This window comes from Candidatus Bathyarchaeota archaeon (genome assembly GCA_026014465.1).
Taxonomy (GTDB): domain Archaea; phylum Thermoproteota; class Bathyarchaeia; order Bathyarchaeales; family Bathycorpusculaceae; genus JADGNF01.
This window is the reverse complement of record JAOZID010000010.1, coordinates 29,611-51,557: the sequence shown is the minus strand read 5'-3', so window position 1 is coordinate 51,557 and position 21,947 is coordinate 29,611. Positions and strand designations below refer to the sequence as shown.

The 21,947-nt window shown below is 47.9% G+C and carries 19 protein-coding genes; 11 read left to right on the top strand and 8 right to left on the bottom strand.

Features of this window, described 5'->3' with window-relative positions:
- Window positions 1-38: 38 nt before the first annotated feature.
- Complete coding sequence (locus NWF04_02350; protein ID MCW4005430.1) at window positions 39-1,058, bottom strand: hypothetical protein; 1,020 nt, start codon at window positions 1,056-1,058, stop codon at window positions 39-41.
- A gap of 137 nt (window positions 1,059-1,195) precedes the next feature.
- Between NWF04_02350 and NWF04_02345 the strand changes: the two genes are divergently transcribed.
- Window positions 1,196-2,872, top strand: a complete 1,677-nt coding sequence (locus NWF04_02345; protein MCW4005429.1) for a chloride channel protein — start codon at window positions 1,196-1,198, stop codon at window positions 2,870-2,872.
- Window positions 2,873-2,939: 67 nt separating this feature from the next.
- Here the strand turns inward: NWF04_02345 and NWF04_02340 are convergent, their stop codons facing one another.
- Entirely contained in the window at window positions 2,940-3,845 is a 906-nt protein-coding gene (locus tag NWF04_02340; protein MCW4005428.1) for a hypothetical protein, read from the bottom strand.
- A gap of 263 nt (window positions 3,846-4,108) precedes the next feature.
- Window positions 4,109-4,639 carry an OB-fold nucleic acid binding domain-containing protein gene (locus tag NWF04_02335; protein MCW4005427.1) on the bottom strand — a complete coding sequence of 177 codons (531 nt, stop codon included), beginning with the start codon at window positions 4,637-4,639 and terminating at the stop codon, window positions 4,109-4,111.
- 182 nt (window positions 4,640-4,821) lie between these two features.
- On the opposite strand from NWF04_02335, the gene NWF04_02330 reads away from it, so the two are divergent.
- The 3 genes from NWF04_02330 to NWF04_02320 all read left to right on the top strand — a co-directional run bounded on the left by NWF04_02330 (window position 4,822) and on the right by NWF04_02320 (window position 7,787).
- Window positions 4,822-5,628 carry a glutaminyl-peptide cyclotransferase gene (locus NWF04_02330; GenBank protein ID MCW4005426.1) on the top strand — a complete coding sequence of 269 codons (807 nt, stop codon included), beginning with the start codon at window positions 4,822-4,824 and terminating at the stop codon, window positions 5,626-5,628.
- A gap of 81 nt (window positions 5,629-5,709) precedes the next feature.
- Window positions 5,710-7,071 carry an NADP-dependent malic enzyme gene (locus NWF04_02325; protein ID MCW4005425.1) on the top strand — a complete coding sequence of 454 codons (1,362 nt, stop codon included), beginning with the start codon at window positions 5,710-5,712 and terminating at the stop codon, window positions 7,069-7,071.
- Window positions 7,072-7,172: 101 nt separating this feature from the next.
- A complete protein-coding gene (locus NWF04_02320) occupies window positions 7,173-7,787 on the top strand; it encodes a helix-hairpin-helix domain-containing protein (GenBank protein MCW4005424.1) in 615 nt (204 codons plus the stop codon).
- Window positions 7,788-7,819: 32 nt separating this feature from the next.
- Here NWF04_02320 and NWF04_02315 read toward each other — a convergent pair whose 3' ends face one another.
- The 3 genes from NWF04_02315 to NWF04_02305 all read right to left on the bottom strand — a co-directional run bounded on the left by NWF04_02315 (window position 7,820) and on the right by NWF04_02305 (window position 9,766).
- Window positions 7,820-8,074 (bottom strand): hypothetical protein, encoded by a 255-nt coding sequence (locus NWF04_02315; GenBank protein ID MCW4005423.1) that lies wholly within the window; start codon window positions 8,072-8,074, stop codon window positions 7,820-7,822.
- Window positions 8,075-8,189: 115 nt separating this feature from the next.
- Window positions 8,190-8,645 (bottom strand): GNAT family N-acetyltransferase, encoded by a 456-nt coding sequence (locus tag NWF04_02310; protein ID MCW4005422.1) that lies wholly within the window; start codon window positions 8,643-8,645, stop codon window positions 8,190-8,192.
- A gap of 35 nt (window positions 8,646-8,680) precedes the next feature.
- On the bottom strand, window positions 8,681-9,766 hold the full coding sequence (locus NWF04_02305) for a flippase-like domain-containing protein (GenBank protein ID MCW4005421.1): 1,086 nt from the start codon (window positions 9,764-9,766) through the stop codon (window positions 8,681-8,683).
- 329 nt (window positions 9,767-10,095) lie between these two features.
- Here NWF04_02305 and NWF04_02300 point away from each other — a divergent pair, with 329 nt between their 5' ends.
- Window positions 10,096-10,533, top strand: coding sequence for a CBS domain-containing protein (locus NWF04_02300; GenBank protein MCW4005420.1), 438 nt, complete (start codon window positions 10,096-10,098; stop codon window positions 10,531-10,533).
- A 216-nt stretch (window positions 10,534-10,749) separates the two neighbouring features.
- Here the strand turns inward: NWF04_02300 and NWF04_02295 are convergent, their stop codons facing one another.
- Entirely contained in the window at window positions 10,750-12,375 is a 1,626-nt protein-coding gene (locus tag NWF04_02295) for a CTP synthase (GenBank protein ID MCW4005419.1), read from the bottom strand.
- A gap of 235 nt (window positions 12,376-12,610) precedes the next feature.
- Window positions 12,611-15,010 (bottom strand): AAA family ATPase, encoded by a 2,400-nt coding sequence (locus NWF04_02290; protein MCW4005418.1) that lies wholly within the window; start codon window positions 15,008-15,010, stop codon window positions 12,611-12,613.
- Between the two features lie 368 nt (window positions 15,011-15,378).
- Here NWF04_02290 and NWF04_02285 point away from each other — a divergent pair, with 368 nt between their 5' ends.
- The 6 genes from NWF04_02285 to NWF04_02260 all read left to right on the top strand — a co-directional run bounded on the left by NWF04_02285 (window position 15,379) and on the right by NWF04_02260 (window position 21,911).
- Window positions 15,379-17,145: a thiamine pyrophosphate-binding protein gene (locus NWF04_02285; GenBank protein MCW4005417.1), complete on the top strand. Its 1,767-nt coding sequence runs from the start codon at window positions 15,379-15,381 to the stop codon at window positions 17,143-17,145.
- Window positions 17,146-17,328: 183 nt separating this feature from the next.
- Window positions 17,329-17,991 (top strand): dihydrofolate reductase family protein, encoded by a 663-nt coding sequence (locus tag NWF04_02280; protein MCW4005416.1) that lies wholly within the window; start codon window positions 17,329-17,331, stop codon window positions 17,989-17,991.
- A gap of 44 nt (window positions 17,992-18,035) precedes the next feature.
- The gene (gene ligD, locus NWF04_02275; protein MCW4005415.1) at window positions 18,036-18,902 is read left to right on the top strand and encodes a non-homologous end-joining DNA ligase; all 867 of its coding nucleotides are present in this window, start codon (window positions 18,036-18,038) and stop codon (window positions 18,900-18,902) included.
- On the top strand, window positions 18,899-19,753 hold the full coding sequence (locus tag NWF04_02270; protein ID MCW4005414.1) for a Ku protein: 855 nt from the start codon (window positions 18,899-18,901) through the stop codon (window positions 19,751-19,753). The genes ligD (NWF04_02275) and NWF04_02270 overlap by 4 nt, the downstream gene beginning before the upstream one ends.
- Window positions 19,750-21,165 (top strand): non-homologous end-joining DNA ligase, encoded by a 1,416-nt coding sequence (gene ligD, locus NWF04_02265; protein ID MCW4005413.1) that lies wholly within the window; start codon window positions 19,750-19,752, stop codon window positions 21,163-21,165. The genes NWF04_02270 and ligD (NWF04_02265) overlap by 4 nt, the downstream gene beginning before the upstream one ends.
- The gene (locus NWF04_02260; protein MCW4005412.1) at window positions 21,138-21,911 is read left to right on the top strand and encodes a DUF72 domain-containing protein; all 774 of its coding nucleotides are present in this window, start codon (window positions 21,138-21,140) and stop codon (window positions 21,909-21,911) included. The genes ligD (NWF04_02265) and NWF04_02260 overlap by 28 nt, the downstream gene beginning before the upstream one ends.
- The last annotated feature ends 36 nt before the right edge of the window (window positions 21,912-21,947 follow it).

Here is a 21,947-nt window from a genome sequence, read left to right as displayed (position 1 = left end):
GCTCTTCTTTCTTTTTGTTTTTTGCTGTTTTTTGCAGGTTAGTTTTTGATGGCTTTTACAGTTTGTTTTAGAAGCAGTTGGGCGGCGTTTTGGTTTGGCCATCCGCCTAGTCCGCAGTCAGGTCCTGTGTAGGTCATGGTTTCTTGGAATTTTTCTTTGGCGAATTGGTAGCGTTTTTGGATGACGTCTGGGGGGTCTACGAGTTGCGTTGGGTCTGGGTTTGTTATGTTTTGGTCGTTTAGTTCGGCAGTGATGGAGTCTATGTCGGTTCGGGATACGCCTACTCGGAGTTGTTTGTCGGCGTTTTGTATCATTTTTTTGGTGATGCCTTCGATGTTTTTGGGTGAGGCGGCGTATTCGAAGGAGAGGACATCGAGGTTTTTTATGCCCAGCAGGTCGGGTAGCTGTACTGAGGAGTGGAGGTGGATTTGGCGGGTTGCGCCTTGGAAGTTGTAGGCTTTCTCCAAGACATTGCAGAGGTCGTCGGTGTCGGCGGATATGTTTAGGAAGCCAAAGCTGGGTTCATCAATGGAGACAGCCTCTGTTTTAACGTACTTGCTGTCTAAGACGCTGTTTTTGGCGAAGCGCTGTATGGTCTGTGCGAAGTTGTCTAATACGTCGGCGTAGGCTACGGTTCCTACTTCTTTGAGGTACTGCTCCATAGGACCAAACAATGATATGCGCAGCAGGATTTTTTTGCCAAATTCTTCGCATAGGCTTTTGGCGTTGGCTTCGATTAGGCGTACTTCGGGCAAGAACGCGTCCTCTTCAGCGACTATGAAGCTGCCGTTTTCCATAGCTTTGTGCACGGCGTCGCCAACCTGCAAGATGCCATCGTAATGCTGCGGATAATTCACCACATCCAAGCCGCTTTGAAGTTTGCATCTAAACGAGTCCAAAACAACTTGGCAGAAATTTTGGCGTACAAATTCGTCTTCGTTGGGGTCTTTGCCGTTACGGTATGCTTCCCTTGCGGCTTTGTATGCTTTACAGTAGGTTTCTTTATCCACGTTATCGGGTAAGGGAAAGCTGCCCACATCATCAATTAGTACGCTCATACAGGAATAGTTGGCGTGTGTGCTTTTAAAATTGATTGTCTGGCGCGGGCGGGTTTGCGGCGGGGGCTTTGGATGAATGAGTGTTCTGCGGCGGTGCATCAGATTTATAAAGTTTGTGTGGTTGTTTGGACACTGGAATGAGCAAGTTTCAAGATGGACTGCGGTATTATCTGCTGGTTGCAGTAGTTGGTTTGGCTTCGGCTTCTATATCCATCGGGTTTTACCTGTTGTACCTGCAACTGTGGAGTTTCACTGAAAGCACACTAGACTACTCCATGCTTTTCCTGCTGCCGCTGGCGTTTCTTGCTATAGGGGTACCGTACTTGCTGGTTAGGCAGTTTGCAGAAACTAAATCCACAGGCTCAGGAACTCATACCGTCTTGGAAGCTTACCATTTAACCAACGGCGACATCGGCTTAAAAGACACCGTCGTAAAACCCACGGCAGCCATTCTCACCATCGGATTGGGCGGCAGTGCAGGACCCGAAGGTCCCAGCTTGCTGGTTGGCGGAGGCATCGCTTCAGTTTTAGCTAAAAAATTCAGGATACAAACGGATTTTCGCCGAAGACTCTTTATTGCAGGTGCAGCTGCGGGTTTGGCGGCGACTTTTCGCACGCCGTTCACGGGTATCTTGTTTGCGCTGGAAATTCCGTATCAAAACGACTTGGACAGGGAAACTTTTATTGAAGCGGCGGTTGCGTCGGTTCCCGCGTATCTGCTTTCAGTTGCGGTTTTGGGCAGCGAACCGTTCTTTGGAATCATCTTCAACATGCCTTTGACTGTTTATGAAATTGGTTTGTCTTTGGTTTTGGGTTTAATCTGCGGTTTGTACGCCGTGTTTTTCACGAAGACGTTTTCTTGGTGTGAACACGTCGCGTTTAAGTTGCGTAAAAGAATCGGGAATAAGGGGTTGATTGTTTTGGGCGCGTTGAGCCTGAGTGCGTCAGGAGCCCTGTCGCTTTACACCATAGGCATAGGCGTCCATTTTGTCCACGCATTAATCGAGGGCACATCATTTAGTTTAGCTGTCCTGATCATGATCGTTCTGCTAAAAACGTTCGTGTCTTCAACCACACTCACGTTTGGAGGCAGCGGCGGACTATTCTTCCCCACCATCGTCATAGGCGCAGGCATAGGCTACATATTTTCCATGTTCTTTAGCGCAGACTTTACGGTCATGTTCATAGCAGTGGGCATGGCGGCGTTGCTGGCTGGAACCCACAAGGTCATGATGACTCCCGTCGCGTTCGTCGTGGAAACTTTGGGGGGCATATTTGCTATACCTGCGCTTCTTGCCAGCGGTTTGAGCTACATTGTTTCAGGCAAGTACTCGTTTTATCCACTACAACCCCGTACACGCCTACGAGCTGAAGAGCTCGCGTTAGAACGCTTCTTCATCAAAGGACAAACATTGGTTCCTGAAAAACTAAAATGCACCCGCGCCTGCGACGTAATGACCAAAGACCCAATCGCGCTACACTACGGCTTAACCGTCAAAGAAGCCCTGGAAACCTTTGAAAGCACTCGCCTTAGAGTCCTCCCCGTAGTAGACGACAAAAAACATGTCTGGGGCGTAGTCAACCTCGAAGACCTCGGATACATGGATATGCGCCGCCAAAACGTAAGCCTCTCAGAAACCATCATGCACACCCCCGCCCTCATCGACGACCAAATCTGCCTAGAAGACATTGCGCAACTCATGATGGAAACCCAACAAGACCACCTCTTCGTAGTAAACAAAGACGACGAAATCATAGGCGTCATATCAGGAATCGACGCAGTCAAAAAAATCTTAGAACTCGTCTCAACCTAACCCCGCAAAAACTGGAAAACCATGAAGCCGCTGCTTGGGACAAACTGGGTCAAAAATAGGGTTTGGGTTATAGGGAGAGTTCGATTGTGTCTGTGTTGTCTTGCTGTAGTTTTTCGAAAAGCGTTTGCAGGGTCCAGATGAACGCGGTGTAGTTGGTCCAGAGGGCTATGGTTTTGGTTTTCTTTTTGTCGTCGCCGTTGTTTTCGTGAAATGCTATGAGCAGTTCTTTGTTGTCGGATATCATGAAGCAGGGCAGGTTGGGGGCTTCTACGAATTTGCAGGTGTTTTTTTGTTTTTGCATTTGTCTTGCGAAGAAGAAGCTTTTGGGGGAGTCTTCGGCTAGTACGGTTAGGTCGGCGCGGTTTTGTTTTCGTTTTAATTTGTCGGTGAAGTCGCTGTAGTACAGTTTTGCGATGTAGTCGATTGGTATGAAGATTTGGAATTTGCGGTGGGTTTTGTCTAGGAGTTCTTCGGCTTTGAGGAGGACTTGCTGTTCGCCTTCAAGCATTTGGAAAAGCTCTTTTTTGAGCACCCCAGATTTGGCTTGGGGAATGCTGTTCCAAAGCTCCATAACATGAGACTTCTCTTTCTCCAACAGTTTCAAACGCATCTTCTGCGCGTCCACAAGCATATCAATCGCCTTATCCAAAGGAACCGCCGTGAACTTTAGGGGCTTTTCAAAAATGCTACAGATTATGCCCTTCTTCTCCAAGTCACGCAATATACGGTAGGTCTCTGTGCGGTGCAAAGATATTGACTGAGCAATTTCACCCGCTTTCTTCTCTCCTGACCGCGCAAGATACAGGTAAACTTTAATTTCGTTTTTCAAAAGCCCAAACCGCGTCAAGGTTTCCTCAATCGTGGACAACTGTTTGCTGAAAACCTTCTCCTGTTTAACAAAACGCGTGGCATCAGCGGCTCTCTCATACACCTCTACATCACCGCTGCCTTGTCTCTCAACTGCAAGTTCCATTCACGCCTTCACCTTAATTTAAGCCTAAAGCTTAACACAAAATCAGCCAACCACATATTATACAATTACGACCTAACAATCTGAATCCAAAATCAACAAAACACGCCCCACAACCAACATATTAGCCGCCTATCAGGATTCAAATTTTAATTGTATGCAGAAACGATAGGGGTAGGGGGTCTATACGCACATAACTGCAGAAAGTCTTGGTTTAAGAAGGGTGAGAAAAAGTGAAAAAAGGAAAAAAGGACGTTTGCGGGGATTTAGTATCTGCGGTCTCTAAAACCGCCGCCGCCACGTCGGTCGCGTCCGCCAAAACCACCGCCGCCGCTACGGCCACCAAAACCGCCGCTACGGCCACCAAAACCGCCGCCGCCACGTCTAAAGGGGCGTCGTTCTTGTTCGTAGGTTTTGCTGGAGACGTTGTTTTCTGTGTTAACTTCCTCTGCTAGGGGTTCTTCTGCGTTTTGTAGGGTGCCATATTTGCCTATGTTTAGGCGCATGTTGCCCTTGAAGAGGGTTACGTACCCGTTTTCGATGCGTATGGTTTCTTCTTCTGTTACTTTTTCGATGTTGTCGTCCCATAGAGTTAGGTAAACGGTTCCTGTTTCGTCGCCGACTAATGCGTCGCAGACTTTGTGGGGTGAGCCATCTCTGCCCATGGGAATTTCGCGTATCTCACTTTTGGAGACTACTTTTGCGGTGACGTTAACTGCTCTGGATTGGGGGGTTAACTCTCCGACTTTTGCTTCAACTGGTTGTCTTTTGTTTTCGAAAAATCCTTCGACTGCCAAACTGTTTCAACACCTTAATGGTTCTTTTAAACAGACAAGAGTAGATTGTCAGGGGCACTTAAGGTTTGCGGTTAACCCATTAAACAGTTCTGCCCAAGCATTCAAGTAAAACGGCAAACAGAGCCTGTTTTAGGACGTTTTAGCTAGCTACCTATTAAAGGTGATGCAGTTACTGTTAAGTTATGAAGCAGCGCATAGTTTTGGCGGCAGCAACAGTCATTCTGGCATGCTTGATAGCGGGGATGGTAATCTGGATAATGGGAGACCAAACAGAAACTGCCCCAGTAAGCTATTCGTACACGGTTGTCAACGTTTTTCCCCATGACGAGAACGCTTTTACGCAGGGGCTGGTTTTTAGCGGCGGCACCTTGTTTGAGGGCACGGGACTTTTAGGTGAATCCGCGCTGCGTGAGGTGGATTTGGAAACAGGAGAAATAACCCGGGAGGTTTTGCTGCCGGACCAGTTTTTTGGGGAAGGCATAGCGGTTGTTGGGAACAGGATTGTGCAGTTGACGTGGCATTCTCAGACGGGCTTTGTGTATGATAGGGACTCGTTTGCGTTGCTGGCTAATTTTTCGTATCCCACAGAAGGTTGGGGATTAACCTATGACGGGGAACGCTTAATCATGAGTGATGGCTCGGAGAACCTGTACTTTTTAGACCCGCAAACGTTTGAGCGCACAGGAGAAATTCAAGTACAAGCCAATGGCACCGCAGTACGAAATCTCAACGAACTCGAATACGTAAACGGCGAAATCTACGCCAACATCTGGAACCAACAAACAATAGCCATAATCAACCCAGAAACAGGGCAGGTAAAGAGCTGGATTGACATTTCAGGACTAGAAAGCGCTAGCTGGCTAAACCCCGAAAAAGTACCCAACGGCATAGCCTACGACCCCGCAAACAACAGACTCTTTGTAACAGGCAAAAACTGGCCCAACCTCTACGAAATCACACTCATACCCAGCGACTTCTGCTGCGGATAAACAACCAAAGATGCAGGCAAACAGAAGAGAAGCCTTTAAGGGTTAAAAGCTGCCATTTGCTGTCGTACAAGGGAAATTACGATGGTTGCCAACAAGGTTGATGTTAAACCAACAGTTGAGGAATTACTAGCTAAAGCCAAAAAACCCGCTCAGGTCGCACCAGGTCTACACAGGTTCTACGAAGGAAAAATGCAGGTTATGCCCAAATGCGCCATAACCGGTCCTGAGGATTTTTCTGTATGGTACACGCCAGGGGTTGCGGCTGCGTGCAGGGAAATCCAGGCTGACGTGGATAAATCGTTTGAGTTGACGAACCGTTGGAACAGCGTCGCAGTCGTTACGGATGGTACGCGCGTTTTGGGTTTGGGGGATATTGGTCCTGAAGCGGCGATGCCTGTTATGGAGGGCAAAGCTATGCTGTTTAAGTATCTGGGCGGCGTGGATGCAACTGCGATTTGCCTAAAAACCAAAGACCCCGAGGAAATCGTGCGTACCTGCGAGTTGTTGGAGCCTACGTTTGGCGGCATAAACCTTGAGGATATAGCTAAACCCAAATGTTTTGAGGTTTTAGAGAAAGCCCGCGACCGCCTTGGCGTACCTGTTTGGCATGATGACCAGCAGGGAACTGCCACGGTGATTTTGGCGGGGTTGATTAACTCGTTTAAGATTGTGGGCAAAAAACCCCAAGAAGCCCTCATTACGCTCGTCGGCTCGGGTTCGGCGAACATGCGCACCGCGTATGTTTTGAAACGGTGGGGCGTTAAACCCGAAAACATCATCATGGCGGATTCAAAAGGCATCGTGCACAGGAACCGAACCGACATTAAAGAGCAAGATGACCCGTGGAAGTACGAGCTAACCCAGATAACAAACGGCGAAAACCGAACAGGCACCATCGCACAAGCCTTCGAAGGCGTCGACGCAGTTGTTGCAGCATCCAAACAAGGACCAGGAACCATCAAGCCCCAGTGGATAAAAACCATGGCAACCAACCCCATAGTTTTCGCCTGCGCAAACCCAATTCCCGAGATTTGGCCATGGGAAGCCCAAGAAGCAGGCGCGCGAATCATTGCAACGGGCAGAAACGATTTTCCCAACCAAGTTAACAACAGCTTGGGGTTCCCCGCTATTTTCCGAGGCGTACTTGACGTTAAAGCCAAGACTGTTACGGATGACATGTGCATAGCGGCGGCGCAGGAGCTTGCAGCGTTTGCGGAGGAGAGGGGCATGCATGAGCAGGATATTTTGCCGCGTATGGAAGAGTGGGAGGTTTTCCCCCGTGAAGCCGTAGCTTGCGCGTTGAAATCCATTGAGCAGGGCGTGGCAAGGGTTAAGCCCAGCAGGCAAGAACTCTATGAAAGAGCAGCGGCAATCATACAAAACGCGCGGCAATCAACCGAACTCTTGATGAAAAAGGGGTTAATCAAACAACCCCCCACCTAAATTTTGGCAAACACGCCGTTGCAAAATCAGCAGGAAAAGTTTTTCTGCAGAAAGTAGGAGAAAATTATTTAAGCAGTACGTTAGCAGATAGAGTCGGGGGTATGACCATGCGTTTAGATTATGTATTGTACGCTTTAGCAGTCATCTTCTTCGTTGCAGCAGTAGTCACGATGTTTGTGATTCCTGAAGCAGACGGAAGACTCCTGTACGTTGCTTCTACTGCCGTCTTGGGAGTAGTTTTTGCATGCAGCGGATATCTTATGAGACCAAAACCCGCAACACAAGCCGTCGCTCCAGCACCAGCAGCAGCGCCTGAACCCGCAATGCCAGCAGAACCCGAACAGCCCAAACCCAAAGCACCAGAACCAGCCGCGCCCAAACCGACAGTTCCAACAGTGCCAGAAGTGCAACCCGCCGAAATGAAGAACCCTGCAGCGCCACCAGCAACTGTTACTCCAGAGATAAAACCACAAGCCGAAAAGCTAGCAGCAGCTAAAGAAGACGTTAAACCCGCAGAGTCCGCAGCGCCAGCAGAAACAGAGCTTACCAAGATACGGGGTATAAACCAGAAACGTGCTGATCAGTTGAGTTCTTGTGGGGTTAATACGATTGAGGATTTGGCTAAAGCGTCCGCTGAGGAAATTGCCACAAAGTTAGAGATTTCCCCAAGAATTGTAAAGATGTGGATTGGTACGGCGAAGAAGCAGGTAAAATAAAAAGAGAGGGCTTGTAGAGGACGAAGCGTCTTTTACATTAGCTTCACTATATTCCTTTTTTCCAAACGCTTAAGGGCATCTAGAAATTCGTTACGTTTATCCGCAGACAATTCTAAGTTGCACATCATGTCTTTAATGCAGACTTCAGGTGCACCAAAATTCTCGTAACGTTTGTGGAGATGCTTTACAATTGCGCGTTCTAGTTTTCCACAACGCCAGGTGGTGTTGCGGATTAAAACTACTATCGTCCTTACAAGTGCTTGTTCTTTAGCTTGTCGATTAGACAAATCTCCTATTTGCCCCCAGAACCCAAAACTGCATCACTGTTTTTAAGGGTTTGTGTTTTAGCAGCCACAACATATTTAAGTAAGCCACATGGACGGTAGCAGTTAATTCTGCGGGTCAAACCCGCAAGCGCTTTCTAAAATACAACCCATGCACAGCACCATAATAATTCTCAAGACGGGCAACACGCCGATAACCCAACCCCTGATACAAACCCAAAGCCGCAACATTATCCTCCCGAACCTCCAAATGAACTTCCCTAACCCGGCAACGCCCAAACGCTTCTTCAAGCCCCTGCATAAGCTGCTTGCCAACACCCCTTCTACGAAAAACAGGCGCAACATCAACAGTAAGAATATGCCCCACAAGCATGCGCCGTTTCAATGCAACCCGTCCAATTATAAACCCTGCCAGCTCGTCTCCAAACCACGCCGCCAAACCAATCGAATCACAATCAGTCAACAAGCAAGCTATCTGACTTTTTGAAAACGCTTCCTGCTCAAAACACTGCTTCTCCACCGCAAAAAGCTCATCCAAAAACTGAACAGAAGCATCGCCAATCTCAATTTCCATCTCTGCGCCTAACAAAAAGAAAACTCAAGCAGGATTTAGGCTTTTTCCACATCAGCAGTAGCAGCAGCGTCTTTCTTAAGTAAAGCACATTTTAGCTCTACCCACTGCTGGACACCAAACCCGATGCCCACACGCATCCACATCGTAATGATACGGGTCAACACCGTTGCCGTTGCACTTATAGGAACAGGAACCCCCATAAGTTGGAACATGCCCATCATGGTAATTTCAGGCAATCCCACTTCGAAAGGAACCCCTATGGGTATGGATTTAACCGCTACTACTATGGACATGGTTATGAAGATAATTGTCCATGAAACAGGATAGCCCAGGGATAGGAAGACGAAGTAAGGAATAGCTAGGCTAGATAGCCAGTTCAGTGCCATGAAAATTGTGGGCAGGACTAGGGATTTGGGGTTGCGTCCAAACTCTTTCATGGAATCATGGAACCTAAGTGCCTCGAAGAGTGCCTGTTCACGCAGTTTGTCAATTTTTTCTTCCCATCTGCCGCGTGTTACGAACTTGGCTATGCGGACTACACCGTTGATTATTTTCTTGCTCCAAGGTTCCTTCCACGAAATAAGCAGCAGCAAAATCAAAAGACCAGTTATACCAGCCGTGAAGAGCACAACAAAAAAGAAGATGTCTGACCGAATCGTTGCAACATCAAACAAAAAAGTAATGCCCAAAATCAAAACGGCTACGTTAATTGCCATACCCAAGATTCTTTGGGCGACAACAGAAGCTACAGTTTTGCCTTGTGTGCCGTTTTTTTCGCGGTTAACCAGAAATATCCTACAGACCTCTCCCGCTATGGACTCCGCAGGGATTACCAAGTCCATGAACATGCCATACCATGTGTACAGAAAAGACCGCACAACGGAGATTTTGACTTTAAGCGCCGCAAGCAAAGAGCGCCAAGAAACTGCGTAGAAAAAGATTTCCGCAAACCCCAGAAGTATGGCTGCAGAGTAGAAGAGGGGGTCGGCGGTTTGGGCGGTGGCTATGATTTCGAGGATGTCAACGTTGAAGAAGTATACGTACAGAAGGAATGCAGCTATGCCTAGGATTGGCAGTATGATGGTTTTTTTTGTTATTTGCACTTTGTTAGCTGCAGTCATCGAGCATCGCATCAAACGTTGATAAACGCTCACAGGATGTTGTTCGTGCTATTATACCTTTATCCAAATCCAAGGCAAACCAATCAGAACCAAACCAAAAGCAAACTGCAACGCACCATGAAAGAGGCGGCTAATAACAGGGCTGCAGGGGGAAACCAGAAAAAGAGAAGCCCAAGCAGTTTTGCATGAAGCAGGAGTTCTGCGGGTTTTTTGGTGTTGCACACGTGTCTTTGGCGCCGTGAAAGGCAGCAAAACACTGCGCGGCACAGTAAACTAACAAAAAATTGATAAACAACAAGAGCATTTTTCATAGCCATTGAGGAATCTGAATGGCAAGTAATGTCCTAGTAAAAGACATCATGACCAAAGACATCCATATAGCCAAGAACGAAACAAGCGTAGCTGACGTCCTTGACACCATGTCCAAGTACGACTTGAATTACATGATGGTGATTCAAAGCGAGAAACCCACCGGCATCATCACAATCCATGACCTGCTGGTGCGCCTTTTCACCCAAAACTTAGCACCCAACGCAGTCATCGCACGCATGGTCTACACCAACCCACTTGTAACCATAGACGAAGAAGCCACCGTAGACGATGCCATCAAACTAATGAACCACTGGAAAATCAAGCACCTACCCGTAATCGACAAAGAAGGCAAAATGCTCGGCGTACTAACCAAAGACGACATCATCTTCAACATACCCTCAAAACTAGCTGACCTCAAAGAACTCTGCTACCCACAATCTGGCACATCTGAATAAACCCAGTTCTCAAAACGGAGCCAACCAAAAGCCCAAACCAGAAATATCCACTTCACACGGATGGCTCAGGTACACAAAACCAAACAGGGCTAAACAGCTCCAAGAGACAAGGGAAAACATGGGGTTAACAACCCAACTTTTTCTTTTTCAAAACCAAACAACAACAAAACAGTTTTTCAAGCAAAAACCAAGAACCGCATAGAAAAAGCGGTGGGGTTAGTAGGTGGGTTTGGGGTTGCCGAGTTTTTTGTTTATGCAGGCGTTGATGAAGCCGTAGTATTCGGGTGAGGGTCGGGCGGGTCTGCTTTTGAATTCACCGTGGAATTGTGAGGCGAAGAAGAAGTATTTATCGGGTAGTTCGAGCATTTCCATGCGTCTGCCGTCGGTGCTTTTGCCGCCGAAAACTACTCCGTTTTTGGTTAAAACGTCGATGTAGTCGAGGTTGACTTCGAAGCGGTGGCGGTGGCGCTCTTGCACTTTATCAGCTTTGTACAAACCGTGGGCTAAGGTGCCTTTTTCCACGACGACTTCGTGTACGCCTAAACGCATGGTAGCGCCCTTGTTTTCTATGCCGCGTTGTTCAGGCATAAGAGCAATTACGGGGTGAGGGGTTTCGGGGTTGATTTCGCTGCTGTTTGCGTCTTTTAAGCCGCAGACGTTGCGTGCGAACTCTATGGTTGCTAGTTGGAAGCCGTAGCAGATGCCAAGGAAGGGTATGTCGTTTTCTCTTGCGTATTTGACGGCGGCGATTTTTCCTTCTGTTCCGCGGGGTCCAAAGCCGTAGGGGACAAAGATGCCGTCGTAGCTGTCAAGTTCGCTTAGGCACTGCGGGTTTTGTTCGAATTTTTCGGATTCTAAGTAGTTGATGCAAACTTTGGTTTTGCAGGCTGCGCCGCCGTGTCGTAGGGCTTCGCTCATGCTGACGTAGCTGTCAGTTAAACCTGCGTACTTGCCAACCAAAGCAATGCTAACTTCATGCTCGGGTTTCACGACTGCATCCACAAACTGTTGCCACTGCGCAAAGTCAGGACGCGCACACGTATAATTAAAACGATGACAAATGTAGTCGCCCATGCCCTGCCTGTCCAGTATGACGGGTACTTGGTAGACGGATTCGGCGTTGTAACTGCAAAATACGGCGTATTCGGGTATGGTTCCAAACAGCGCGATTTTTCTTAGGACTTCAGCGTCAATCATGTGGGGGCTTCTTGCGACGATGGTGTCGGGTTGGATACCGATGCGGCGCAGTTCGTTGACGCTGTGCTGAAGCGGTTTGGTTTTCATCTCCATGGTAACATCCAAAATCGGAACCAAAGCCACGTGAACGTATAACGTGTTGTCGTAGCCTTCTTCTATGCGCATTTGGCGGATGGCTTCAAGAAAAGGCAAGCCCTCAATGTCACCCACTGTGCCGCCTACTTCGGTGAGGACTACGTCGGCGTTGCAGGTTTTAGCTATGGCTCTTATGCGGTTCTTGATTTCGTTAGTTACATGAGGAATAATCTGGACACAGCGCCCCAGAAAGTCGCCGCGGCGCTCTTTTTCGATAACGGATTTGTAGACTAAGCCTGTGGTGAGGTTGTTTTCCTGTGTGAGGTTAAGGTCAAGAAAGCGTTCGTACCAACCCAAATCCAAGTCGGTCTCGCCGCCATCATCCGTGACGAAAACTTCGCCGTGCATGTACGGGTTCATAGTACCCGCATCCACATTCACGTAAGGGTCAATTTTGATAACTGTAACCTTCACGCCGCGAGACTGAAGCATCTTCCCAATAGAACTAGTCAAAATACCCTTACCAACAGAACTAAGAACCCCACCCGTCACGAAAATATATCTGACCATACACGATTACCCCTACACAATAAACTACACCTTGCAACTGGAATTTATATAACCTTTTTGTGTACAAACGTGGATAATCGTTCACTCAAGCACAGCGGCTTCTATGCACATAACTACAACACAAACAAGTTGAGGCAACAGGGTTTATTCACTTCTTCTCCAAACTGCTCAAATAAGCAGCAAATGCTACCCAAAAAAGAAAGGGGTAGCGGATGGAAAATTGGTGAGAGGGAGGTTAAGGTTGGGTTTTTTCTTTGGGGGCGGGGGTTTGGGGGTTGTATGCTGCGAGTGATGAGAGTTTTTGGGTCATTTCTGTGAGGCGTTTGTCGACTAACGTGTTTATGGTGTCGGCTTTTTTGTCTGTGAGGACTTGGATGCCTTGGTCGATGGTTTTGACTGCGTAGATGTGGAATTTGCCTTGGGCTACGGCTTCGACGACTTCTTCTTTGAGCATCAGGTTCTGAACGTTGCTTTCTGGAATCATGACGCCCTGCTCGCCTGTTAGCCCTTCGGCTTTGCAGACTTCAAAGAACCCCTCGATTTTCTCGTTGACCCCGCCGATAGCTTGCACTTCGCCGCGCTGATTCACCGAACCCGTAACCGCAATACTTTGCTTGATAGGCACGCCAGAGAGGTTAGAGAGCAACGAGTACAACTCGGTGCTCGAAGCGCTGTCGCCGTCTACGCCGCCGTAGTTTTGCTCAAACACCAGCCGCGCCGACAAACTCAACGGCTTATCCTTAGCATACTTCTCATTCAAGTAACCGCTCAAAATCAACACGCCTTTCGTGTGAATAGGACCACCCATCTTGGCTTCCCGTTCAATATCGACCACGCCTTCTTTGCCCAAACCGATGCTAGAAGTCACGCGAGAGGGCATACCAAACGCAAAGTCGCCTGCAGAAGAAACCGACAAACCGTTAACCTGCCCGACCTTTTGGGATTTGGTGTCGATGAGCAAAAAGCCGCGTTGAATCATTTCTTGGAGTTTTTCCTGAATCATTTTGGATCGGTACAGTTTTTCTTCAACGGCTTTTTTCACGTGCTCGCCTGTTATGTGGGAGGCGTTTTCTTGTTGGGCGTAATAGTTTGCTTCGCGTGCGATGTCGGCGACTTCGGCGAAGTGGGTGGAGAGTTTTGTTTGGTCGCTTGCGAGTCGGCTGCTGTGTTCGATGATTTTGGCTAGGCCTGAGCCGTTGAGGTGTTTGAGGTTTTCTTTTTGGCACAGTGTACAGATGAAGGCGGCGTATTGTTGGTTGCAGTCTTCGGTTCGGGGCATGGTGGTGTCGAAGTCGGCTTTTACTTTGAAGAGTTCGCTAAAGTCTTTGTCTAACGCGTACAGTTGCTGGTACAGGATGGGGTCTCCTATGAGTATGACTTTTACGTCTAAGGGGACGGGTTGGGGCTTAAGGCTCTTGGTAACCGCGAATCCGTAGCGTTCCTCAAGTTCTTCAATGCGGATTTGCTGACTTTGCAAGGCACGCTTCAAACCCTCATACGAAAAACTGTTACGCAAAAGCTCCTCCACAGGAACAATGAGGTAGCCACCGTTTGCCTTGTGCAAAAAGCCGCCGCGAATCATGGTGAAATCGGTAATCAAGGCGCCAAATTGTGCTTCGCGTTCGATTCGTCCAAACAGGTGATGGTAGGTGGGGTTGGAGGCCATGACGACGGGGGCGCCTGTTTCTTGGGAGTTGTCTACGATGACGTTGACTTCGTATTTGCGTAGGGCGTTTTCGCGCATCCACGGCAGCTGGAGGGGAGCCTGTGCTTGTTGTTGCTCTTTGGGGTCTTGTATGAACTTGGCAAAATTGTCAAGGATGTCTGTTTGGACTTTTTTGAGGTAATCTGCGACGTCCGAGAAGCCTTTGTAGCGGTCGGCGAGCGCGTTGACTAGGTTTCCGATGGCGTACATGGCGACTTCGCGGTTGACTTTGTCGATTTCTTCTTGGGCTTTGCGGTCTACATCCATGAATTGCCTCATGGCGCTGCGGAGTTTGGATTCAAGTTTGGAGCGTTTTTCTTGGATTGCGCTTTTGTCTTTGGGGGACAACGCGAGGATTTCTTCTTGGCTTAGGGGTTTGCCGTTGACTACGGGGATGAGCAGTAAACCCATGGGTCCGCTTTGGATGACGAAGCCTTCTTTTTGGGCTTCATTGTTGAGTTGTTCGATGAGTTTTTTGCGTTGGGCTTCTACTTGTTTGATGGCTTGTTCACGGCGGATGCTGTAGTCTTCACTTTCAAAGGCGTTACGCAACGCACGCTGAGCATTTTCAATAAACGCCTTCATGTCCTTTTGGAAAACCTTACCTTTCCCCGAAGGCAACTCGATAGCTTTTGGCGTGTATTCATCTTCAAAATTGTTCACATAACACCAATCCGACGGAACAGGCTTTGCCTGAGCAAGCTTATCCAAAAAATTCTTAACCGCCGTAGTCCGCCCCGTCCCAGGATAACCAGCCACGTAAATGTTAAAACCATGATTCTTGATGCCCAAACCAAACTTCAAGGCACGAACCGCCCGCTCCTGCCCAATTATTTCCTGAAGAGGTTTGAGTTCACTGGTGGTTTTGCACTGCAAAAGACGAGGGTCACAGGTTCTTCTAAGCTGCTTCGCAGACAATTCAGTAGACACTTCATAATTCACCTTCAAGTAATTCGCAAAGAAACAAACTAATTCTACAGAGCCTAAAAATAAAAGTTTACCCCTCAAAGCAAGCCCCACAAAAACACGCCAAATTGTCTATTGTGAAAATACTAATTGCTAATGCGCAAGACTTTAAATGCTGGAAAGTCTATGAAAAAACGAGTTGGGTCTTCAGAGTAGAACCGCTAGAATGGTGCGCCATTAACTAAGCAGTTCAACACACTCTGAGCCCAAACTCAGCACTTACACTTTTACATTGCCTCGAACTACGGCGCCGCTTGCAGCAAAGTTGATGGGTTTCCAAAAAGCAGATAAGAGCAAAACACGTTGGTAGTACTGTTTTCTGAGGTGTTATGATGGCAAGGTATCGTTGTACGGTTTGTAATTACGTTTATGATGAAGCTAAAGAAAAAGTTGGGTTCTCGGATTTGCCTGAGGAGTGGGTATGTCCTGTTTGTGGGGTTCCCGCGAACGTTTTTGTGCTGCTAAGCGAAGATGCAGAGCCTACGTCCCAGAAGGCTGCGTCGGGTCGGACGGTTTCGGATGTTCTTGTTGAGCAGATTTCTCAGTGGGGTGTTCGGTACGTGTTTGGCGTTCCAGGCACTTCAACTTTGGGTGTGGTCGATGCGATACGGAAAAACCCTAAAGTCCAGTACCTGCAGGTTAGGCATGAGCAGGCTGCGGCGTTTATGGCTTCAGCGTATGGAAAGCTTACGGGAAATGTTGCGGCGTGTTTGACGGTTTCTGGACCAGGCACAACAAATTTGGCTACAGGCCTATTTGACGCCAGCTTAGACCAGTCGCCGGTGCTGGTTTTATCAGGCATGGTCGCTAGGCAATTCATTGGACCGGGTTCGATTCAGGAAATTGACCAGCACAGCTTCTTTGAGCCCATGTGCGTTTTCAACAAGACCCTGATGAGCCCCGAGCAGACAACCACGTTAGCCACGCTTGCAGTGAAAACGGCGCTTCTTGACCGCGGAGTCAGTAACATCGGAATACCCAACGACGTACAAAAACTGCCCTATGACGCGCCGATTCAACCCTTAGAAGGCAGAATGCCAAACCTCGCCTTTGGAGCCGAAGAATTTCTCATAGACAAAGCCGCTCAACTTGTAGACCAAGCGCAGCGCCCCGTGATTGTTGCAGGATACGGCGCCCGAGGACAAGGAAACAAACTCTTAGCCCTTGCCAAGAAAATCTCCGCGCCCATAGTGACGACGTTTAGGGCAAAAGGCGTAATCGACGAAGACCACCCCTTATGCGCGGGCATCCATGGAGACTTGGGCACGTTAGCGGCTGCCGAGTTCGTCCGCAAATCCGACCTGCTTGTTGTGGCGGGTTCATCATTTAGTGACCTTACGCATCTGCCAGAGAAAAAACTGGTGCAAATCGACATCAACATGAAAAACATCGGCAGACGATACCCCGCCCAAGTGGGACTTCTGGGCAACAGCGCAGTGATTGTGCCTAAACTCGCCGCCAAAGTAAAACCCAAACAGAACACGAATTACCTAAACGAGCTATCCCAGCTAAAGCAAGAATGGAAAAACCAGCTGTTGCACGAAGCCGACGGCAGGCTTTCGCCTCTTCGACCCCAATACATAATGAAAGTCCTCAACGAGAAAATCGCGTCGGATGCTGTGATTGCTTTGGATGTGGGGGAGAATGGCTGGTGGTTTGGCAGGAACTTTTCCATGAAGAAGACGCAAAAGATGGTAATGAGTGGGTTGTTGGCATCTATGGGTTCAGGTTTGCCTGGTGCCATGGCGGCTGCGCTTGCGTATCCAGAGCGGCAGATAATTTGCGTTTCAGGCGATGGCGGCTTCACGATGGTTTTGGGTGATTTCTTGACGGCTTTGAAGTACCAGTTGCCCGTGAAGGTTTTCATCATAAACAACAAGCATCTGGGCATGATTATGCAAGAACAAAAAGTAGAAGGGTACAAGAGCAGCCAAACTGAGTTGCATGACTTCAACTTCGCCGAATACGCCACGTTAGCAGGCGGCACAGGAATCAAAGTCACCCAACCCAACCAACTCGAAGCAGCAGTCGACAAAGCCCTCGCATCCCCCAAAGCCACCATAGTCGACATAGACACTGACCCCCGCAGATTCCTCTAACCCCCCCCCTCCCCCGCTTTCTTTGCAGACAGTACATCAACAAACACATAAGATGACGTGCAAGGCACCAGTTTTTCTTTGGCACATCAAATTTCTATGTGTAGCAAAACTGCGTTAAGGTCGCCGCTTCAGGTTACTAAACCGTTAAAGGTTAGGCAGATCTTACTGGAAACGGGGAAACATATGTTGCCAAAGGTTGTGATTCATAATTCAGTTAGTTTGGATGGTTCATTGACTGGTTTTGAACCTGATATGACGGGGCATTACCAAATCGCTCGAGAATATGAGCCCCAAGTTCATTTGGTTGGGTCAAACACGATGAAAACGGGAGCTGAAATGTTTGGGAGCCCCATCAAACCAGAAGAAGAAACTGATTTTGAGAAGCCAAAAAGAGACCCCGCGCTTGCGTATTGGGCGGTAATTGACAGCAAGGGCATTTTAGAGAAGGTTTTGCATACTTGCCGCAGACTGGAATACTGCAGAGACATCGTTGTGTTGGTTTCAGAAAAAACGCCAAAGACGTACCGTAATTTTCTTGAAGAAAGAAACTATGATTATCATGTTGTGGGCAGGGATTCGGTGGATTTGAGGTTGGCGTTGGAGGTTTTATCTCGTAGTTATGAGGCGAAGACGGTTTTGACTGATACTGGCAGGATTTTGGGGAATCTGCTTTTGGAGCAGGGCTTGGTTTCGGAGGTAAGCTTGCTTGTGCACCCCATAGTCGTTGGAGAAAATGCTTACGGAATGTTTGGCAGCATCAGCCAAAACATCAAATTAAAGCTACTCAAGCAGGAGCCACGCGGAAAAGGGCTGGTTTGGCTAACATACAATGTAGTAAAAGAATAATTAACTGCTGCAGCGTATTCACTTTAGGGTCAAGGTTTTTTGTAATGACCAAGAAGCTAACTAAGGTAAAGTTTTCGAATCTGAGTAAAACGCTGTTTCCAAAGTTGGGCATAACCAAAGCTAAATTCATCGAATACTACATCAAAATTGCGCCCAAGATACTCCCGTTTTTGGTTGACCGCCCGCTTGTTTTGACCCGATATCCCAACGGCGTGGATAAGGAGGGGTTTTATGAAAAAGATGCGCCAAAGGGCAAGCCTGACTGGGTGAAAACGGCAACGTTGTATTCACAGACGGCGAAACGTGATGTTCACTATGTTTTGTGTAATGATTTGGATACGTTGATTTGGCTTGCGAATCTGGCTGCAGTTGAACTTCACATGCCGCTGTCTAGGGCCAATTCTCGGGAGATGCCTGATTTTGCTTTTTTTGATTTAGACCCTGAGCCTCCTGCGGCGTTTGCAGATGCGGTTGAGGTGGGGCTATTGCTTAAGGAGAAGCTTGACGATTTGGGGCTTTTGTCGTATGTCAAAACGTCGGGGAAGAAGGGGCTACATGTTTTGGTTCCCGTGGTGAATGGATACGATTTTAAGAAAACGCGGGCGTTTGTGCATAGCTTGGGGCAGCAGTTAACCAAAGAGTTGGAGGTGGTTGTTTCGGAATTCAAGGACACCAAAAAACCAGGCAAAGTCTTTGTGGATTATACTCAAAACTCGCATGGACGAACCATGGCATGCCCCTACAGCTTACGTGCAAACAATGATGCGTCAGTTTCTACGCCGCTGGACTGGAAGGAGGTTAAGAAAAGCATAAAGCCCTCCGAATTTAATATTCACAGTATCCCCAAGATAAACAAGGACCCTTGGGAAGGTATTTTTGAGAATCGGCAAAAACTGGAGGGAAATAGTTGAAGAAAAAGTCTGCAAGCAATCAGCAGGTTGAATCTAAACCCAAAGAATCCCCTGACGATTACGTGGAGCAGGTGCCCATTTCCAAGAGGTCGATGTGGACGGGAAGCATATCGCTTGGCTTGATTAACATCCCTGTTAAGTTGTATGCGATGATTTTTGACCGAGGTATAAGCTTTCATTTTCTGCATAAAACGGATAAGCATCCGCTGCGGTATGAGAGAGTCTGCACGAAAGATGGGAAGGTGGTTTCGTGGCAGGAAGTGGTGCGTGGATACGAGTTCGCCAAGGACGAGTACGTGATTTTTGAGAAGGAAGAGTTGGAGGCAATTAAGCCTGAGTCTGATAAGCGAATTCGCGTGGATAAGTTTGTAGATTACCTAAGCGTTGACCCCGTGTATTTTGACAAAACGTATGCGTTGATGCCTGATAAGAGTAATGATGCATACAGTTTACTTTTAACAGCTCTAGGTAGAATGGGCAAGGCGGCAGTTGGAAAAATTACGTTGCGAACCAAAGAGTATCCTGCTCTGGTACACGCATACAAGGAAGCTCTGGTTTTGACCACATTACGCTACGCGTATGATGTGGGTGACCCGCACAGCACCGAGGAACTCAAAAAGCTAAAGGCGCCCTCAAAAACCGAGTTGGAACTTGCCAAAAAAATCATAAACGACCTCTCAGGCGAATTTGACATAACCCAGTACAAGGACACCTACAGGCAAAAAGTAGAAGAGCTAATCGAGAAGAAACTCAAAGGCGAAACCGTCACGGTGGAAAAAGCGCCTAAAGAAGAAGTCAAGGAACTCATGGCTGCTTTGCAGGAAACGCTCAAACAGCTGGAAAAGAAATGACCCGCACATACAAACCCATGCTTGCCAAAGTCGCAGACAAACCCTTCACTGATAAAAACTGGGTTTTCGAGGTGAAATGGGACGGCTTTCGAGCCCTCGCCTACATCAACGACGCCCAGTTGAGCCTAAAAAGCCGCAACAACAAAGAACTCAAGGACATATTTCCCGAGCTACAGGAACTTGAAAACCAAACCGCTCAAATGGTTCTTGACGGCGAAATCATCATCTTAAAAGAGGGCAACGTAGATTTCCAAGCGTTACTTGAAAGAAACAAAAGCAGCGCCCAAACAGAAATCAGGTTTAAAGCTCAACGCAGCCCCGCCGTGTATGTTGTTTTTGATGTTTTGGAGAAAAATGGGGAGTCTTTGGTTGATTTGTCGCTTATGGAGCGTAAACGGGTGCTCAAAGAGACCTTGCAGGAAAGCGAGAATGTTTTGCTAGCGGATTATGTGGAAGAAAAAGGCGAGGCGTATTTTGATGCGGTTATGGAGAAAGGCTTAGAGGGGGTTATGGCGAAAAAGAAAACTAGCGTCTACGCAGAGGGGCTACGAAGTGGCAATTGGCTTAAAATCAAAAAGCTTCGTTCTTGTGACTGCGTCATTTTTGGTTACACCAAAGGAACAGGAGCACGGGAAAACACGTTTGGGGCATTGCTTTTGGGTCTTTACCAAGCTGGAGATGAAAAACCCGTATATGTGGGGAAGGTGGGGACAGGTTTTTCGCAAAAACTTTTGGAGGAGCTTCGTGAGGAGTTTCAAAAGATAAAAGTGAGTGTTGCGCCTTTTTTGGTGGATATTGTTGAGGAGGTTACGTGGTTGGAGCCCAAGTTTGTATGTGAAGTTGTTTATCAGGTAGTTACAAGGGATATGCGTTTGAGGATGCCGCGTTTTCAAAGGTTGCGAAGGGACAAGAAACCTGAAGAATGCACCACTGACCAGCTAAAAGTAGCCTCTGCTAAACCTCTGCATGAATACCATTCAAAACGAGACTTCAAGCAAACCAGCGAACCCGAAGGCAACCCGCAAAGTAAAAGCGGTGAAAACAGGATTTTTGTTGTCCAAGAACACCATTCTAGAAAGTTGCATTATGATTTTAGGTTGGAGCGCGGCGGGGTTTTGAAGAGTTGGGCTGTTCCAAAGGGCATACCGCAGGAGGGGGAGAAGCATTTGGCGGTGGAAACTGAAGACCATCCTGTGGAGTATGCGGGTTTTGAAGGGGAAATTCCAAATGGAGAATACGGCGCAGGCAAAGTGATTATTTGGGATAAGGGTACGTATGAGGAGAAGGCTTGGGAGAAGAGGAAGATGATTGAGGTTGTGTTGAAGGGGAAGCGGCTTGAGGGGCGGTATGTGTTGGTGCCGTTGAAGAAGGGCGGCGATAAAAATTGGTTGATGCTCAAAGCAAAAGACTAAACAGAAAAGTGCACGTTGGCACAATGGGCTGGAGCTACAGCTTCTGGAAAGGCACCTTCTACCCCGACAAACTCCCATCCAAAGAGTTTCTTGCATACTACGCAAAGCATTTTGACAGCGTTGAAGTGGACAGCACTTTTTATCGGATACCACGCGCCTCGACCGTGCTTGACTGGAAACAGCAAACACCCGACGGCTTTATGTTCTCGCTCAAGTTCCCCAAGAAGATAACGCATGAGAAGCTGCTAAAAGGCTGCCAAGAAGAAACGCAGGTGTTCCTTGAACGCGCAGAGGGGCTTGAAGAAAAACGTGGAGCCCTGCTAATCCAGCTGCCACCCATGTTCAGGCAACAACACTTCAGCCAGCTATCAGATTTCCTAAATGCCCTGCCAAAAACCTGCCGCTACGCCATCGAAATCCGAAACAAATCCCTGCTCACCAGCGAAGTCTACAAGATTCTACACGACAACAACATCGCCTTAGCATGGGTTGACGCAGCCAAAATGCCCCTTACCAAAGAAGAGACATCGGATTTTGCTTACGTGCGATGGGAAGGCGACCGAAAAGCCGTCACGGGCAGCCTTAGCAAGGTTGAAGTTGACAAAACAGTGCAAATCGGGCAGTGGGCACATAAGCTGCAAGCGGCGGCAAAAGAAAAAACGGTGGTTTTTGGCTATTTTAGCAAGTATTATTCAGGTTATCCGCCTGCAGATGCACAGGAGCTTCTAAAGCAGCTAAACAGGTAACGACACACCAAAAAAGTGCAGTTGAACGCCCGAAGG